The sequence below is a fragment of the Finegoldia sp. genome (assembly GCF_046991905.1).
Taxonomy (GTDB): domain Bacteria; phylum Bacillota; class Clostridia; order Tissierellales; family Peptoniphilaceae; genus Finegoldia.
This window is the reverse complement of sequence record NZ_JBKWZF010000001.1, coordinates 121,100-139,112: the sequence shown is the minus strand read 5'-3', so window position 1 is coordinate 139,112 and position 18,013 is coordinate 121,100. Positions and strand designations below refer to the sequence as shown.

Annotated in this window: 20 protein-coding genes and 1 pseudogene; all 21 read left to right on the top strand. The window is 29.2% G+C overall.

Features of this window, described 5'->3' with window-relative positions:
* Positions 1-33 precede the first annotated feature (33 nt).
* The 21 genes and pseudogenes from hrcA to ACLUJM_RS00615 all read left to right on the top strand — a co-directional run bounded on the left by hrcA (position 34) and on the right by ACLUJM_RS00615 (position 18,001).
* Entirely contained in the window at positions 34-1,080 is a 1,047-nt protein-coding gene (gene hrcA, locus ACLUJM_RS00715) for a heat-inducible transcriptional repressor HrcA (RefSeq protein ID WP_412411871.1), read from the top strand.
* The gene (locus tag ACLUJM_RS00710; protein ID WP_412411870.1) at positions 1,070-1,630 is read left to right on the top strand and encodes a nucleotide exchange factor GrpE; all 561 of its coding nucleotides are present in this window, start codon (positions 1,070-1,072) and stop codon (positions 1,628-1,630) included. The genes hrcA and ACLUJM_RS00710 overlap by 11 nt, the downstream gene beginning before the upstream one ends.
* Positions 1,631-1,672: 42 nt before the next feature.
* Positions 1,673-3,499, top strand: a complete 1,827-nt coding sequence (gene dnaK, locus ACLUJM_RS00705) for a molecular chaperone DnaK (RefSeq protein ID WP_154272619.1) — start codon at positions 1,673-1,675, stop codon at positions 3,497-3,499.
* A gap of 99 nt (positions 3,500-3,598) precedes the next feature.
* Positions 3,599-4,717: a molecular chaperone DnaJ gene (dnaJ, locus tag ACLUJM_RS00700; RefSeq protein ID WP_412411869.1), complete on the top strand. Its 1,119-nt coding sequence runs from the start codon at positions 3,599-3,601 to the stop codon at positions 4,715-4,717.
* Entirely contained in the window at positions 4,717-5,640 is a 924-nt protein-coding gene (gene prmA, locus ACLUJM_RS00695; RefSeq protein ID WP_412411868.1) for a 50S ribosomal protein L11 methyltransferase, read from the top strand. The genes dnaJ and prmA overlap by 1 nt, the downstream gene beginning before the upstream one ends.
* Positions 5,633-6,358, top strand: coding sequence for an RsmE family RNA methyltransferase (locus ACLUJM_RS00690; RefSeq protein WP_412411867.1), 726 nt, complete (start codon positions 5,633-5,635; stop codon positions 6,356-6,358). Before prmA ends, ACLUJM_RS00690 begins: the two co-directional genes overlap by 8 nt.
* A complete protein-coding gene (mtaB, locus tag ACLUJM_RS00685) occupies positions 6,358-7,650 on the top strand; it encodes a tRNA (N(6)-L-threonylcarbamoyladenosine(37)-C(2))-methylthiotransferase MtaB (protein WP_412411866.1) in 1,293 nt (430 codons plus the stop codon). The genes ACLUJM_RS00690 and mtaB overlap by 1 nt, the downstream gene beginning before the upstream one ends.
* 46 nt (positions 7,651-7,696) lie before the next feature.
* Positions 7,697-8,032 (top strand): histidine triad nucleotide-binding protein, encoded by a 336-nt coding sequence (locus ACLUJM_RS00680; protein ID WP_412411865.1) that lies wholly within the window; start codon positions 7,697-7,699, stop codon positions 8,030-8,032.
* A 94-nt stretch (positions 8,033-8,126) separates the two neighbouring features.
* Complete coding sequence (rpsU, locus tag ACLUJM_RS00675; RefSeq protein ID WP_412411864.1) at positions 8,127-8,306, top strand: 30S ribosomal protein S21; 180 nt, start codon at positions 8,127-8,129, stop codon at positions 8,304-8,306.
* Between the two features lie 106 nt (positions 8,307-8,412).
* On the top strand, positions 8,413-9,030 hold the full coding sequence (locus ACLUJM_RS00670) for an NfeD family protein (protein WP_281682773.1): 618 nt from the start codon (positions 8,413-8,415) through the stop codon (positions 9,028-9,030).
* 1 nt (position 9,031) lies between these two features.
* Positions 9,032-10,015: a flotillin-like protein FloA gene (floA, locus tag ACLUJM_RS00665; RefSeq protein WP_002836436.1), complete on the top strand. Its 984-nt coding sequence runs from the start codon at positions 9,032-9,034 to the stop codon at positions 10,013-10,015.
* Complete coding sequence (locus tag ACLUJM_RS00660; protein ID WP_412411863.1) at positions 10,015-10,428, top strand: hypothetical protein; 414 nt, start codon at positions 10,015-10,017, stop codon at positions 10,426-10,428. Before floA ends, ACLUJM_RS00660 begins: the two co-directional genes overlap by 1 nt.
* Positions 10,429-10,534: 106 nt before the next feature.
* Positions 10,535-10,999 carry a ribosome maturation factor RimP gene (rimP, locus tag ACLUJM_RS00655; protein WP_412411862.1) on the top strand — a complete coding sequence of 155 codons (465 nt, stop codon included), beginning with the start codon at positions 10,535-10,537 and terminating at the stop codon, positions 10,997-10,999.
* 9 nt (positions 11,000-11,008) lie between these two features.
* Positions 11,009-12,283: a transcription termination factor NusA gene (gene nusA / locus ACLUJM_RS00650; RefSeq protein ID WP_412411861.1), complete on the top strand. Its 1,275-nt coding sequence runs from the start codon at positions 11,009-11,011 to the stop codon at positions 12,281-12,283.
* Between the two features lie 25 nt (positions 12,284-12,308).
* A complete protein-coding gene (rnpM, locus tag ACLUJM_RS00645) occupies positions 12,309-12,572 on the top strand; it encodes an RNase P modulator RnpM (RefSeq protein ID WP_094208604.1) in 264 nt (87 codons plus the stop codon).
* Positions 12,573-12,590: 18 nt separating this feature from the next.
* Positions 12,591-12,719 (top strand): annotated as a pseudogene (locus tag ACLUJM_RS00640) (translation initiation factor IF-2 N-terminal domain-containing protein); the annotation flags it as partial.
* Between the two features lie 447 nt (positions 12,720-13,166).
* Entirely contained in the window at positions 13,167-14,906 is a 1,740-nt protein-coding gene (gene infB, locus ACLUJM_RS00635) for a translation initiation factor IF-2 (protein ID WP_412411931.1), read from the top strand.
* Positions 14,907-14,913: 7 nt separating this feature from the next.
* Positions 14,914-15,279 carry a 30S ribosome-binding factor RbfA gene (gene rbfA, locus ACLUJM_RS00630; RefSeq protein WP_094208602.1) on the top strand — a complete coding sequence of 122 codons (366 nt, stop codon included), beginning with the start codon at positions 14,914-14,916 and terminating at the stop codon, positions 15,277-15,279.
* Positions 15,269-16,237, top strand: a complete 969-nt coding sequence (locus ACLUJM_RS00625; protein WP_294684007.1) for a DHH family phosphoesterase — start codon at positions 15,269-15,271, stop codon at positions 16,235-16,237. The genes rbfA and ACLUJM_RS00625 overlap by 11 nt, the downstream gene beginning before the upstream one ends.
* A complete protein-coding gene (truB, locus tag ACLUJM_RS00620) occupies positions 16,221-17,084 on the top strand; it encodes a tRNA pseudouridine(55) synthase TruB (protein ID WP_412411860.1) in 864 nt (287 codons plus the stop codon). The genes ACLUJM_RS00625 and truB overlap by 17 nt, the downstream gene beginning before the upstream one ends.
* A complete protein-coding gene (locus tag ACLUJM_RS00615) occupies positions 17,075-18,001 on the top strand; it encodes a bifunctional riboflavin kinase/FAD synthetase (protein WP_294684009.1) in 927 nt (308 codons plus the stop codon). The genes truB and ACLUJM_RS00615 overlap by 10 nt, the downstream gene beginning before the upstream one ends.
* Positions 18,002-18,013 lie beyond the last annotated feature (12 nt).

Genomic DNA, 18,013 nt, shown 5'->3' with positions numbered 1-18,013 from the left:
TAATAGGTTGCTAACAAAAAAAGAGGTGAGGTCTTGAATGGAAATTTAACACAAAGAAAATTTAATATCTTACTCGCTACTATAGACAATTATATAAAGACTGCTCAGCCAATAGGATCTCGAGTTTTATCAAAGAATTATAATATAGGTTTCAGTCCAGCAACAATCAGAAATGAAATGAGCGACTTAGGAGATTTGGGATATTTAGTTCAATCTCATATTTCATCAGGAAGAATTCCATCGCAAAAAGCTTTCAGATTGTATGTGGATTATATTCTAGACAAACTCTATAAAACTGACGATTCTAGTTCTTCATTAATGTCTATAAGAAAACCTTATGAAAGAATTGTTGAACCAGAGAAATTAATTAAATCTTCTTCTCAATTCATTTCTGAGATAACTCAGTATCCAGTTATTTCTATGTTAAAAAAATCAGATAGGATGCATTTATCTCACATAGAGTTACTTCCAATTAGCGAATATAATTATGTTTTATTAACGTTATATGATTCTGGTGATTTAAATCATACTGTGATTTCATCAGAACAAGTCATAGAATCAAATGAATTAATTAAGATTAATTTTCTATTGAAGAAACTTTTTTTAGGGAAAAATCTAAATGAAGTTTATAATAATTTAGACGAATTTTCTTCAAAATATAAATATAATGATCTTTTTAAAGGTGCAATTACCGATATTATTGAAAATGAAAAAGATAAGTTATCTTCAATGTATGTATCTGTTGAAGGTTTATCAAATATTTTCAAATATAGTGAATACAGCGACTTAGACAAAGTCAAAAGCATAATAGAATACCTTGAAGACAAAGACAAAATAGTGAATATTTTGAATTCTTCAGATAATTTCTTGGACATTAAAGTAGGAAATGAAAATAATGAACAATCACTTGTTGAAAACACAATCATTAAGAGTTCTTATTTCTTCAATAAAAATAACATAGGTGTTATAGCTATTGTTGCTCCTATGAGAATGAATTATGAGCTTTCGATAGAAGCTATGTTTAAATTATCTAGAAGAATTAATGGATTAATTATTAGGGGGGATTATTATGAAAGATAATGAAGAAAATTTGAAACAAAGTCAATCTTCTGAAGAGCTAAAAAACGAAGATCAAAACTTGGAAAAAGAAGATTTAAATAAAAACGAAAATGAGCCAATAAAAGAAGAAGTTGATAATGATAATGATGAAGTTGTAAATACTGAAATAGAGGATTTAAAAGACTCTTTAAAAAGATTACAAGCGGATTTTATCAATTATAAGAATAGAACAAATAGAGAAAGACAACAGTCTATTGAATTAGCCAACGAATCTTTAATTTTGAAAATTCTACCTATAATAGATGATTTAGATAGAGCTATTGATAGTAAGGAAGAAAAAGATGAGTTCTCTAGCGGTGTTGAATTAATTAGAGACAACCTACTATTATCACTAAAAGATTTCGGGTTGGAAGAAGTAGATTGTTCAGATAAATTTGATCCAAATTACCATCATGCAGTTATTACTGAAGATAGTGATAAGGGTTCAGATATGATAATAGAAGTATTCCAAAAAGGATACATTTTGAATAACAAATGCATCAGACCTGCAATGGTCAAAGTTAGTAAATAAGAATTTTAAATATAGATAAAAATCTAAAAGGAGGATTTTATAATGAGTAAAGTAATAGGTATTGATTTAGGTACAACAAATTCAGCAGTAGCAGTTATGGAAGGTGGAGAATCTGTTATAGTTCCTAACTCTGAAGGTAATAGAACTACTCCATCAATCGTAGCATTTACTAAAGATGGTGAAAGATTAGTTGGTGAAACAGCAAAAAGACAAGCAATTACAAATCCAGACAGAACAATCACATCAATTAAAAGAGAAATGGGTACTGAATACAAAGTAAACATTGATGGTAAAGATTATTCTCCAGAAGAAATTTCAGCAATGATTTTGCAAAAATTAAAAGCTGACACTGAAAGTTATTTAGGAGAAGAAGTTACAGAAGCAGTAATTACTGTTCCAGCTTACTTTACAGACTCTCAAAGACAAGCAACTAAAAACGCTGGTAAGATTGCTGGATTAAACGTAAAAAGAATAATCAACGAACCAACAGCGGCTGCATTGGCTTATGGTATTGATAAAGAAACTGATCAACACAAAGTTATGGTTTATGACTTAGGTGGTGGTACATTCGACGTTTCAATCCTTGAAGTTGGAGATGGCGTATTCGAAGTATTAGCTACACGTGGTAATAACAGACTAGGTGGAGATGATTTTGATGAAAAATTATTAAACTATCTTGCAGATGAATTCATGAAACAAAATGGTGTAGATTTAAGAAAAGATGCTACTTCTAAACAAAGACTTAAAGATGCAGCAGAAAACGCTAAGAAAGAACTATCTACAAGAGTTTCTACTAATGTTAACTTACCATTCATTTCAGCTGTAAATGGAACTCCAGTTCATTTAAATATGGATATTACAAGATCAAAATTTGATGAATTAACATCTGACCTAGTTGAAGAATCTTTAAAACCAGTAAGACAAGCACTAGAAGATGCTGGATTAAGTCACAACGATATTGAAAAAGTTTTATTAGTTGGTGGATCTACAAGAATTCCAGCTGTTCAAGAAGCTGTTAAAAAATTAATAGGTAAAAATCCACAAAAAGATATTAACCCAGATGAATGTGTTGCTATTGGTGCAGCATTACAAGGCGGAGTATTAACTGGTGAAGTAAAAGATTTATTGTTACTTGATGTTACACCTTTATCATTAGGTATCGAAACTTTAGGTGGAGTATGTACAAAATTAATAGAAAGAAACACTACAATCCCAACTAAAAAATCTCAAGTATTTACAACAGCAGCTGACGGTCAAACATCTGTAGAAATCAAAGTGCTACAAGGCGAAAGAGAAATGGCAGCTGACAATACTTTGTTAGGACAATTCAACTTAACTGAAATTCCAGCAGCCCCAAGAGGAGTACCTCAAATTGAAGTAACATTTGATATTGATGCGAATGGTATTGTAAACGTAAGTGCTAAAGATTTAGGATCTGGAAAACAACAAGCTATGACAATTACTTCTTCAACTAAAATGAGCGATGAAGAAATCAAGAGAAAAGTTGACGAAGCAAGTAAGTATGCTGAAGAAGATAAAAACAAAAAAGAAACTATTGAAACAAAGAATAACGCTGAATCTGTAATTTACCAAGTTGAAAAGACAATCAAAGACTTAGGCGACAAAGTTTCAGAATCCGAAAAATCTGATATCAATTCAAAAGTAGAAGCTTTAAAATCAATCTTAGACTCAGGAGATAACAACGATATTAAAGCTAAGACAGACGAATTAACTCAAGAAATGTACAAGTTAAGTTCTAAACTATATGAAAACACAGCTCAACAACCGGGAGCTTCACAAGAATCTAAAAAAGATGATGATGTTGTAGATGCCGATTATGAAGTTGTTGATGACGACGAAAATAAATAATAACTAAAAAAATCTTAAAAAAGGGGTAAAGTTCTTACCCCTTGATTTTTTTGTATCTTTTAGTAAAATAGAAAAGTCAGTAGATTAGGATGGTGAATAATGAAAAATTTGTACGAGGTACTTGAGGTTAATGAAAACGCAACTCAAGAAGAAATAAAAAAATCATATAGAAAATTAGCAAAAAAATATCATCCAGATATAAACAGTGTTGATCCTGAAGCTGAAAATAAATTTAAAGAAATTAACGGAGCATATGAGGTTTTAGGTGATAAAGAAAAAAGAAAAAAATACGATATGTACGGAGATAGAATATTTGATCAAGGATCAGGTGGAGGATTTTCAGATATCGGTGATATATTTGGTGATTTTTTCGGTGATATATTTGGTGGTTTTAGTTCTAGATCATATTCTAGAAATCCAAATGCCCCTAGAAAAGGCTCTAATATTCAAGTTGAACTGGAAATAGATTTTGAAGATTCAATTAACGGTACTAAAAAAGAAATTTCTTATAAGAAAAAGGTAAAATGTCATGTTTGTAATGGCGATGGAGCAAAGCCAGGAACAAAAAAGAGAAAATGCGATAAATGTAATGGTACTGGGATCATAAACGATACTAAAAGAACACCTTTTGGAATTTTTACACAACAATCTGAATGTGATAAATGTCATGGAGAAGGCTATGTAATCGATGAAAAATGTGAAAATTGTAAAGGTAAAGGATACGAAGTTCAAAGAAAAACAATAAACATTACTATACCTAAAGGAATAAACAATGGAGCTATCATGAGTGTGAAGGGTGAAGGTAATGATGGCGAAAATAATGGTAGTCCAGGCGACTTATATGTTATCATAAAGATTAGAGAACATGAATTTTTCAGAAGAATTAATAATGATATTGTTTTTGATATGCCTATCACATATGCTCAGGCTGTACTTGGTTCAAAAATTGAAGTTCCAACTTTAGATGGCATAGAAGAATTTGAACTTCCAGAAGGAACTCAACCAAATACAACATTTAAACTTAAATCAAAGGGTGTTCCATATTTAAATTCTAATACAAGAGGAGACATATTATTTACTGTTAAAATCATTGTTCCTAAAAAAATAAATAAAGATCAAAAAGAAAAATTGATTGAATTTTCAGAAAGTATGAATCAAGAATTAAATGTAAATGAAAAGAAATCAATATTTGATAAAATAAAGGATATGTTTGAATAATGGAAAAATGGCTAAGCTTTGATATTAAATGTCCAAAAGGATATGACGAAATCATAAGTTCTATACTATACGATTTAGGAATAGAAAATTTACAAATAGATGATTATCAAGATGTTTTAGATTTTAAGAAAGATCAACCTTACTGGGTGGTAATAGACGACGAAGATTTTACACCACATGATAATGTAATCATTAAAGCTTTTTACGAAGATGATAAAGTAAATTATGAAGAAATTGAAGCAAAAATTAATGAATTCTCTATCAATAACAAGATAGATGTTCAAATTAGTAAGAACAAAGAAATTGAAGATATGGACTGGGCTAATGAATGGAAAAAGTATTACGAACCATTTTATATTGGCAATATTCTTATAAAACCTAGCTGGATTGAAATAGATGAAACAGATCACACCGTGTTAGAAATTAATCCGGGAATGGCATTTGGTACAGGACTCCACGAAACAACAAACTTATGTATTGAACAACTTCAACAGCTGCAGCTCGATAATAAGAGTGTTTTAGACATTGGTTGTGGATCAGGAATACTTTCTGTAGCTTCTTCAAAATTAGGTGCTAAAGAAGTTTTTGCTACAGATATTGACCCATTAGCTGTAGAAGCAACATTAGATAATGCAGAACTGAATAAAATATCTAATATCAAAGCTGTAGAAGGCTCTCTCCTAGATAAAGTTGATAAAAAATACGATGTAGTAATAGCTAATATTTTATTGAACGTATTAGATATTTTAATTCCAGATCTGCCAAAAGCATTAGAAAAAGATGGCATTTTCATTTGCTCAGGATTGATCAATTCTCAAAGAGATAAAATTGTAAATATTTTAGAAAAAAACAGCCTTGAAATTGTAGAAATATCTGAAAAAGGTGAATGGATTAGCGTAATAAGTAGGTTCAAAAATGTATAGAACTTTTCGTAATCCCAAAGATAAGATAGATGATAAAATTATAATAAAAGATGAAGATTATAATCATATCAAAAATTCTTTAAGACTTTCTAAAGGTGATTTGATTCATCAAGTAATTGGAGATACAACTTTTGTAACTAAAATTGAAGATATTACTCCCGATGAAATAATTTGTAAAATAATAGATGAAGATGACGTTCAATATGAATCTCCTTTGAACATTACTTTATATCAATGTATCCTTAAATCAGATAAAAATGAGTATATCATTCAAAAAGTCACTGAATTAGGTGTAAATAGAATTGTATTTGTAGAAACTGAAAGAACTGTTGTAAAATTAGATGAAAAAAAGTGGATTAAAAAACAGAATAGATTTGAAAAAATCGCACTAGAATCATCGAAACAGTCAAAGAGAACATCTATCCCTGAAATAGAAGGACTACTTAATATCCATGAAATATCAAATCAAGATAATAGTTTAAGTTTAGTATTCTATGAAAATGAAACAGAAAGCATTCATTCTTTGTTGACTAATTCAAATTATAAAGATATAAATATTTTCATTGGCCCAGAAGGCGGATTATCTGAAGAAAATTTAAATGTTTTAAAGTCAAAAGGATTTAAATCAGTTTCATTGGGAAACAGAATTTTACGCGCAGATACAGCTCCAATTTGTGCTTTGAGTATTATTCAATATGAATTAGGAGATATAAAATAATGAAAAAAGTAAAATTTTCAACATTAGGTTGTAAAGTTAATCAATACGAAACAGAAGCTATGGCTGAATTATTTGTGAAAAATGGTTATGAGATTACAGAAGATTATAATTGCGATGTTTTTGTGCTTAATACATGTACCGTTACAAATTTGTCCGATAGAAAAAGTCGACAACAAATATCTAAGATTAGATCTGAAAACAGTGATGCAATAATTGCTGTTGTAGGTTGTTACTCTCAAGTTAGTCCTGATGAAATCGAAAGCATTGAAGGTGTAAATGTAATTCTCGGAACAAAATACCGAAAAGAAATCGTAGAACTATGTGAACTAGCAAAATCATCTAATAAAATTATAAACAAGGTCGAAAATATAGGTAAGAATAGAGAATTCGAAGAATTAACTATAAATACAGAACATTCAATGACTCGAGCTTATATTAAAATACAGGAAGGTTGTAGCCAATTTTGTTCATATTGCATAATTCCTTATGCCAGAGGCCCTATACGTTCACGAAATATTCGAGATATTGTTTTAGAAGCGAAAAGACTAGCTGATAATGGTTTTAAGGAAATTGTCTTAACAGGAATTCATGTAGCGTCATACGGTAAAGACTTTGATACAGATGATATTGGTTTGATAGATGTAATAGAAGACATTGGAAATATTGATAAAATAAAAAGAATTAGGCTGAGCTCATTAGAGCCAAGAATTGTTGACAAACAATTTTTAGATAGGTTGAGTAAAGTACAACAATTTTGTGATCATTTCCATTTATCACTTCAAAGTGGTTCAGATAAAATTCTCAAATCAATGAATAGAAAATATGATACAGACCTTTATGAAAAAACTATAAATTTAATTAGACAGTATTATCCAAATGCTGCCATTACAACTGATATAATTGTTGGGTTTCCTGGTGAAACTGATGAAGATTTTGAGAAAACATTGAAATTTGTCGATAAAATACAATTTTCAAAAATTCATGTTTTTAAGTATTCTAATAGAAAAGGTACTGTTGCAAGTAGAATGAAAAATCAAATTTCCGGAGTCGTAAAAAAAGAAAGAAGCCAAATTTTAATAGACAAATCAATATATTATACAGATAAATTTTTAGATAATATGCTAAATCAACCAATCAAAGTATTATTCGAATCAAAAAATGATAATGGATATATTAAAGGCTATACCACTAACTATATTAGAGTAAAAAGAGAATATAACCAAAATCTTTCGAATAAAATAGTAGATGTTGTTTGCGACAGAAGAGAAAACGAAGAACTCGTATGCAGATAATTGAAAATTTAAATACTTTTTGGTATAATATCACCGGAGGCGAGTCATGGACTGTGTATTTTGTAAAATAGTTAATGGAGAAATACCTTCTAAAAAAATATATGAAGATGATTTGGTTTACGCTTTTCACGACATCAATCCAGTTACTCCAGTACATTTTTTAGTTATACCTAAAGAACATATTTCTGGTGCTAATGATATTGATGAATCAAATTCACAAATTATTGCTCATATATTTGAAGTAATTGCAAAATTAGCAAAAGAGTTCAATATTGATCAATCTGGCTACAGGATAGTTAATAACTGCGGTGAAGATGGTGGACAAACAGTACCACACATGCATTTTCATGTGCTAGGTAAGAAAAAACTTAATTGGCCATAAAAATATTGTTATTTTGTTAGAATTGTGTTATACTATTTTGGTATAAATTCTGCTCTTTTGTGAGCATTCTTGCAATAAAGAGGGGAGGGAAACCATGTCAGAAATTAGAGTTGGAGAAAACGAATCATTAGATAACGCTATAAAAAGATTTAAAAGACAATGTGCTAGATCTGGAGTTTTATCTGAATATAGAAAAAGAGAACATTACGAAAAACCTAGCGTAAAGAAAAAGAAAAAATCTGAAGCAGCTAAAAGAAAAAAAAGAAATTTCTAATGAAATTTGATATTTAATGAAAGATTCCTTATGGGAATCTTTTTTTATTGTCTTATTTAGTGTATAATTATGTTGTAAATAATTTTAGGGGGTGTTATCGTTTTCTATGAGTATATTTTCTAATCATATTTTTAGTATGATTTTTTTAACAGTAACATTTATATGTATCACGCTGCTAGTATTATCAAATAAGAAATATAAATATGGGTTATTGACTGCGATTTTTTCTGTTTTATTTATTTTATCTTATTATAATAACGGTGATATTAATATAGTTGGAATACTTGTATTTTTAATAGGATTGTTATTTGTTGGTTTAGAATTGATAGTCCCTGGAGGTTTTATTGCTGGTTTAGTGGGCGTTTTTTCAATGATAGTTGGAATAAGCATGATTATTAATGATTTGTATCTAGCCTTTTTAACCGTAGCTATAGCAATAACGATTGACGTATTGTTTATTTTAGTATTTTTAAGTAAGGATTTTGACTCTAGTAAATTTAATAAATTTGTGTTAAAAGAAACTAATTCGAAATCATTTACTCAGTCATCAAAAAAATACTTGAACAAAAAGGGAATTACTATAACACCTTTAAGACCGAGCGGCAAAATTGAAATAGATGGCGATTATATTGACGCTATTACTAGGGGAGATTTTATTCCAAAAGGTTGCGAAGTTGTTGTTAGTGAAATAAAAGATTTTAAAATAATAGTAAGGAGAGTGTAAAATGCCATTTGAAATTCCATTTTTAGTACCTATATTAATAGTTATATTGCTATTAGTATTCTTTTCGTTAGTTCCTGTAGGTTTATGGGTTACTGCTCAATTTTCAGGTGTCCACGTTAAAATTTCACAATTAATAGGTATGAGATTACGTAGAGTTATTCCTAAAAACATTATAAATCCTCTTATCAAAGCAACAAAAGCAGGATTAAATCTAACTACTAATCAACTTGAAGCGCATTATTTAGCAGGTGGTAATGTAAATACTTTAGTAAATGCATTAATCGCTGCACAAAGAGCAGATATTGAGTTAGAATTTGAAAGAGCAGCAGCTATTGATTTAGCTGGTAGAAATGTATTAGAAGCAGTACAAGTTTCGGTTAACCCAAAAGTAATTGAAACTCCAAACATTGCAGCAGTTGCAATGAACGGTATTGAAGTTATTGTTAAGGCCAAAGTTACTGTTAGAGCAAACATTGAAAGATTAATTGGTGGTGCAGGAGAAGAAACTATAATAGCTAGAGTTGGTGAAGGTATTGTAACTACTGTAGGTTCATCAGAATCTCATACATCTGTTCTTGAAAATCCAGATTCAATCTCAAAAACTGTACTGAACAAAGGATTGGATTCAGGAACTGCATTTGAAATACTTTCTATTGATATAGCAGATGTCGATGTAGGAAGAAATATTGGAGCGAAACTACAAACAGATCAAGCAGAGGCGGACAAACGAATTGCTCAAGCAAAAGCAGAAGAAAGAAGAGCTATGGCCGTTGCAAAAGAACAAGAAATGATAGCAGAAGTTCGTTCAATGAGAGCAAAAGTAGTTGAAAGTGAATCAAAGGTTCCACTAGCTATCGCTAAAGCTTTAGAATCTGGTAATTTGGGAGTCTTAGATTATTATAATATGAAAAATATTATAAGTGATACTGAGATGAGACAAGCTATCTCAGGAAATAGCGAAAAAATAAAAGAGGATGATAAGTAATGTTTTCTTTTCTATCTCTTGTAATTACGATAATAGTTGTAAAGTTTTTTGCTAATTATTTTATTCATATGAGTAGTTCAAGTCGTTACCAAAAAAACTTTAACCGTAAGGATTATCGCAAGAAAAAGACATTAGAGGATTTAAGAAAAGATAAATCAAATACCAAATTATCTTATAATAAATCAAACAATTCTCAATACAATCAAAATAATATCAATAATTTTGAGCAAACAAATAAGAGAAAAGAAAATCAAAAATTAATTGATAAAGATTTTTTCGAAGAAAAAAACGACGAATTAGAATTGATCAGAGTTGAGATTAATGATGAATTTAAACATAAAGATGAATTAAAAAAAGCTATCATTATGAAAGAAATAATTGATAAGCCTTTATCTTTAAGAAATAGAAGATAGTTTGATTATTATGATTAATTATGATACAATTAATTTAGAATAAATTGTGGCTAAGAGTGGGGAATCCCACTCTTATTTATTTAAATAATTTACGAAAAGGAGATATATGAATAAGAAATATCTTAGCGAACTTATGAATAATGACCTCAGCCCTTTAATTGAAGATACTGGGATCGACTTTTATGATGTAGAATATTCAAATCAAAATGGAAAAAATATTTTGACTTTTTACATTGAAAAGGATGAAGGTCTAATATCAATTGATGATTGTGAGTTAATAAATAATAGAATAACTGACAAACTGGACGAAATAGATCCTATTTCAGATCCCTATTATTTAGAAATTGCATCAGTAGATATAACTACACCATTCACTAGAGATAAAGATTTCAAAAAAAATTTAGGGAATGTTGTAATAGTAAATTTATATCAAAAATTAGATAATAAGAAAGAGTTCAAAGGTATTTTAAAAGATTTCAATAATCAAGAAATATCTTTGGAATTAGAAAAAAATCAAATTAAAATTGAAAGGAGTAATATATCATCGATTAAGCTTTCTTTATTCGATTGATAGTAATATATGAACAATGATTTTATAAAGGCTCTTGATGAATTAGAAAAATCAAAAAAAATACCAAGAGAAGTTGTTTTCGATGCTTTAGAAAAAGCGTTGATTAAAAGCTATGAGAAAAATTTTGATTATCAAGACCATGAAAACGAAGAAAGTTCTGTAGAAGTTAACATAAATAGAGACAACGGTAAGGTGAATTTATATGCAATCAAAACTGTTGTTGAAAATGTTGAAGACAAAAATACTGAAATAAGTTTAGAAGAAGCTAAGACTATTAAACGTAAATACGATTTAGGTGATAAAGTGAAAATTGAAATAACACCCAAAAACTTCGGAAGAATAGCTGCTCAAACTGCTAGAAATATTGTTATTCAAAAACTAAAAGATGCAGAACGTGATAATATTTATAACGAATTTATTGACAGAGAAAAAGAAATAATCACTGGAACAGTTCAACGTGTTGAACGTGGAATTGTCTATATTGATTTGGGTAGAGTAGAAGGTATAATACCAGTTTCAGAACAAATAAAATCTGAAGAATATACTCCTAACAAAAGATTAAAACTTTTTATTAAAGAGGTCAAAAACACTACAAAAGGAGCTCAAATAATATTATCAAGGACAGATAATTCTCTAATAAAAAGATTATTTGAATTAGAAGTTCCGGAAATAAATGATGGAACTGTTGAGATTTTTAGCGTTGCAAGAGAACCTGGCTCAAGAACTAAGATTGCGGTATTCAGTAATGATGAAAATGTTGATCCAGTTGGCTCATGTGTAGGTTTCAGTGGAACCAGAGTTAAGTCTATTGTGGATGAGTTGAATGGCGAAAAACTTGATATTGTTATTTGGTCAAAAGATATTAAGGCTTTCATATCTAATAGTTTAAGTCCATCTGAAGTAATAGCTACATTCATTGACGAAGCTCAAAAAATATGCCGTGTAATTGTTTCAGAAGATCAATTATCTTTAGCTATAGGAAAAGAAGGACAAAACGCTAGACTTGCAGCTAAGTTAACGAACTGGAAAATAGACATCAAAGGACTTAACCAATACTTAGAATCTTATGAAGATGGTAGCTTGTCTGTTGAATTCGATGGAGAAGCAGCTTTTTTAGAAGCAAATGGTATTGAAGTTAGAGATGAAGATAAAGACAAAGTATTTGATAAGATTAAATATCATGAATCAGATGATATAGAAGAAATTGAAGATATTAAGGATACTAAAGAAGATAATTCTTTAGATTCCGAATATACTGAAATTGCAGAAGATTCTGAAAATTAAATGTATTTAAGTTTTGGAGTATTAAATGAAAACTAAAAAAATTCCTTTAAGAAAATGTGTTGTTTGTGGTGAAAATAAACCAAAGGAAGAACTAATAAGAGTTGTTTTTAATAAAGAAGACGGAGTTTCTGTAGATTTGACAAATAAGAAAAATGGCAGAGGGGCTTATTTATGCAAGGATTTAAAATGTATAAACAAGGCAAAGAAAAACAGAAGACTAAATCAGGTTTTAAAAACAGATGTAGACGCACTTATATATGAGGAGTTAATTAACCATGTAGAAGATTAATCAAAAGGAGGTCTTTGTATGGAAAAGATAAGAGTATACGAATTGGCAAAACAATTGAATGTTTCAACAAAAGACTTAATGAACAAATTAAAAGAAAACAAAATAGAAGTTAAAAGTCACATGTCAACATTAGATAAAGACCAAATATCAAAAGTTAAATCTTTTTATGAAAAACCAAAAAAAGTTCAAAATAATCAAAAGAACAGTAATTCAAAAAAAGAAAATAGACAAGATGTTAATAAAATTTCAAAAGAAAACGTGGAAAGTAGATCGCATACTGAAGCTAATAAACAAGATGATAATTCTAAAAAAGGATTTAAACCAAAACATCCAAGAAATAATGATGATGAATCTGTATCTCATTTCGATAAGATAAAGCATAAAAACAAATCTGAAATGAATGAAAAGCATGATTCTAACGATAAGAAAAAGAATAAGAATTTTAAAAATAACAAAAATAAAAATTCTAACAATAATAAGAATAACAGAAATAACAAAAACAACAAGAATAATAAAAATAATAAGCAAAACAATAATCAAAATAAAAAAGAAGAAGTCATCAAGAATGAGCCAAAAGAACCAAAAAAATTTATTATTCAACCTACAATTACAGTAAAAGATTTATCTGAAAAAATTAGTGTATCTATTAGTGAATTAATAATGAAACTAATGGAATTAGGCATTATGGCAAATCAAAATCAAGAAATTGATTTTGATACTGCAAGTTTAGTAGCAGGTGAGTTTGATGTTATCGTTGAACAAGATGAAGTCGAAGATTTCGATGATGATGATGTTTTTAATCTAGATTTTGAAGACAAGAAAGAAGATTTAAAGGAAAGACCACCTGTTATCACCGTAATGGGACACGTTGACCATGGTAAAACTTCTATACTTGATAGAATTAGAAATTCAAGAGTTGCTGGAAGAGAAGCCGGTGGAATTACGCAACATATAGGTGCATATACTATTAGAGTTAATGACAAGAAAATAGTATTTTTAGATACGCCTGGCCACGAAGCTTTCACGGCAATGAGAAGTAGAGGAGCTCAAGTAACAGACGTTTCAATATTAGTAGTTGCTGCGGATGACGGGGTAATGCCTCAAACAATCGAAGCTATCAATCACTCAAAGGCAGCTGGAGTTCCAATAATTGTAGCTATTAATAAAATAGATAAAGAAAACGCAAATATAGAGAGAGTAAAAACAGAATTAGCTGAAAATGGATTGGTTCCAGAAGACTGGGGTGGAGATACAGTTTTAGTTCCAGTTTCTGCTAGAACTGGTGAAGGTATAGATGATTTATTAGAAATGATTTTGATGGTTGCAGAAATGGAAGAACTAAAAGCTAATCCTAATAGACTTGCTGTAGGAACAGTAATAGAGGCTCAACTTGATAAAGGAAGGGGTCCAACTGCTACAATTTTGGTTCAAAAAGGTACCTTGAAACATTCTGATATGGTATTTAGTGGACAAGCAAGTGGTCGTATCAGAGCTATGTTTAATGATCAAGGAAAGCAAGTTAAAAAAGCAGGTCCTTCAACACCAGTATTGATTTTAGGTTTAAACGAAGTACCTGAAGCTGGCGATATGATATACGCTGTCAAAGATGAAAAAGAAGCTAGAAATTATGCTCAAAAAATAAAAGACCATAACCGTGAAGAACAAATCAAGTCATCTTCAAACATGAACTTAGACGAGTTATTTGGAAAAATTTCAGACGGAGAAACTAAAGACCTTAATATTATAATAAAAACTGATGTTAAAGGTACAATTGACGCTATCAAACAATCATTAATAAAATTAAGCAATGAAGAAGTAAAAGTTAATATAATTCACGGTGCTGTCGGTGGTATTACTGAATCTGATGTTAACTTAGCATCTGCATCAAGTGCTATAATCATTGGTTTTAACGTAAGACCAACTCAAGTGGCTTTAGATATGGCAAAAAATGAATCTATAGAAATAAGAACTTATAGAGTTATATATGATGCTATAGAGGATGTAAAAAATGCAATTACTGGTATGTTAAAACCACAATATCAAGAAGAAGTTTTAGGGAGAGCTACAGTTAGAGATACTTTCAAAGTTCCAGGAGTAGGTACTGTTGCCGGAGTATATGTTAATACAGGAAAAGTAACTAGAAATGCTGTGGTTCGTTTGTTGAGAGATGAAATATTAATTTTCGAAGGTCCTATTTCTTCATTGAAGAGATATAAAGACGATGTTAAAGAATTGACTCAAGGCTATGAGGGCGGTATGGGCTTAGAAAATTATAATGACATTAAACCAGGAGATGTACTGGAAGCATACGTGCTAAACGAAGTACAAAGATAGGAGAATTATGAATATTAAAAGAGTAAGAAGAATTTCATCAGAAATCAAAAAAGTTATTTCAAGTTCTATAATTAATTCACTAAAAGATCCTAGGATTGACAAACTAAATGTTTCTGTTACAGACGTAAAAGTAACAAATGATTTGAGTTTTGCTACAGTATATATAGCGGTAATAGGCGATGATGAAAAGAAAAAACAAACTCTTGAAGGATTGAATAAAGCAAAAGGATTCTTAAAAAAACAAATTGGTGAAAGTGTAGATTTAAGACATGTACCACAACTGATTTTCAAAATTGATGAAACTAGTGAAAAAAGTATGCATATTGAAAATCTAATAAAATCAATTCACGAGGAAAATTATAATGAAGATTAATGATGAAATCTTGAAATTTAAAGAGCAATTGAAGGATGCAAATTCAATTGCTCTAATTTCTCACTTAGACCCAGATGGTGATAACTTAGGCTCATTAACTGCTTTATCAAAAAGTTTACTAAATTTAGGGAAAAAGGTATATCCTATTGAGTTTGACAAAATTCCTGAAAATTTAAAATTTCTTCCTAATTTGGATTTGTTATCAGATAATACAGATATTAATATTAATATGATAATTTGTCTAGATTGTGCTAATTATGAGAGATTAGGTCAGATTGATGAGTTATTTAACAAAGCAAAATACAGAATAAATATTGACCATCATCAAAGTAATGAGTTTTACGGTGACGTTAACATAGTAAAAAAAGGTTATAGTTCAACTTGCGAATTAGTATTTGATTTAATAAATGAAATTAATCTACCAATTGATAAAGAAATTTCCATGTCACTTTTAACAGGAATTTCAACTGATACAGGAAGATTTTTATATTCTGCTACAACGGCAGATACATTAGCTAAAGCTTCTAGATTAGTTGAAAATGGTGCAGACATGATGAAAATCAATGAATTAATTTATCAATCAAAAAAATTTGAAGCACAACTTCTAGAAAATGAAATTTTATCCAAGACTGAAATTTATAATGATTATGTTGCATTTAGTTTTGTAATGACAGATCAATTAAATAAATACAATGTTGAAATTTCAGATATTGATAGTGTTATTAATACTTTCAGAGATACAGACAAAATCAAAATATCAGTATTAATTAAACAACAAACTGAAAATGAGTACAAGGTGAGTTTCAGAAGCAAGGGAAATATTGATGTAGGATTAATTGCCAAAAATCTTGGTGGAGGTGGTCATAAGAATGCTGCTGCTACAAGAATTACAGGGAATTTTGAGACAGTTTCAAATAAAATAAAAGAAGAAATTGATAGATATGGATTGTGTAATTAATGTTTTTAAGGAAAAGGGATATACATCTCAAGATGTTGTTTCTATCTGCAAGGGAATATTAAAAACCAAAAAGATTGGACACGCTGGGACACTAGACCCTGATGCAACCGGTGTTTTGTTGCTAGGCGTTGGAAAAGGAACTAAAATAACAGAATATCTAATGGAACACGGAAAAACATATATATTTGAAATGTGTTTTGGAACAAGTACAGATACTCTTGATCTGTCTGGTAATGTCACAGGTTTTTCTGATAAAACATACGATAAAGAAAAATTAAAACAAATTTTAGATGATTTAAATGGTAAAACCATTGAACAAGTACCTCCGATGTATTCCGCAGTTAAAGTAAATGGAAAAAAACTTTATGAATACGCAAGAGAAAACAAAGAAATTAAGAGGAAATCCAGAAAAATTACAATTTATAATATTGAACTATTACATCTTCTAGAAAATTCATGTATAATCAAAGTTAGATGTTCTAAGGGAACGTATATTAGAGTTTTGATTGAAGATATTGCCAAAAAATTAGATAGATTAGCATACATGAAATCACTTATCAGAGTAAATTCTGGTGGTTTTGATATAAAAGATTCAATAAAAATAGAATCGCTTAGAAAATGTAATATTGACGATGTATCATTTTCAGTCTACGAAAGTTTAACAGAAATGAAATCTATACAACTTGATGATAATTTGTATAAAAAAATTACGAATGGTGTTAAAGTGAACATCAACCACAAAAACATTGATAATATCAAAGTAGTTTGTAAGAATAAATTTATTGGAATTGGCAGTATTGAAGATAATATTTTAAAAATGAATAAGGTATTTGACATATGCAAATAATTGATTTAGACAAAGATAACGTAAAAATTAATATTGATGCTATTACTTTAGGAAATTTTGACGGATTACATTTAGCACATCAAAAACTTATAAATAAATGTGTTAGCTTAGGTAAATCAGGGGTTATTATATTCAAGTCACATACTTCAGAAGTTTTAGAATATGCTAATTTTAAAAATATATTAACAACGGATGATAAAATAAATATATTAAAAAGAATGAATGTAGATTACTGCTTAATCAAGTCATTTGATAAAGCTTTTTTATCCTTAAAGCCTGTAGAGTTTTTAACTTATGTGAAAGAGCATACTAATTTCAAAAATTTAGTTGTGGGCAAAGATTTCAAATTCGGAATTAATGCATCTGGTAATGTATCTACTTTAGAAGATTTTCAAAAAGTTTTTAATTATAAACTCTACACTATAGATGACCAATTTATTAAAAATGTCCCTATTAGATCGACAACAATTCGTAAATTTTTAATGAGTGGAGACGTTGAGAATGCTAATTCAATGCTCTACAGACCATTTAGTATTAAGGGAGTTGTCGTAGATGGTAAACATAGAGGAAGAAATTTAGGTTATCCTACTGCTAATTTGGAATGTAAACAATATATTATACCAGCAGCTGGCGTTTATTATACTAATGTTATTTATGATAACAAACTATACAAAGGTATAACTTCTGTAGGAGAAAATCTAACCTACGATGAGCATGATGTAAAGATTGAAACTCATATTTTAGACTTTAAAGGTGATTTGTATGGAAAAATTTTGACATTAGTATTCATAAACAAAATAAGAGATAATGTAAAATTTAATTCTGAGATTGAACTTATCAATAAATTAAAAAGCGATTATAATTTTGCAAAAAACCAAGATTTAGATTTACAATTACAAGATTATATGATAATATAAATAAGTACTACT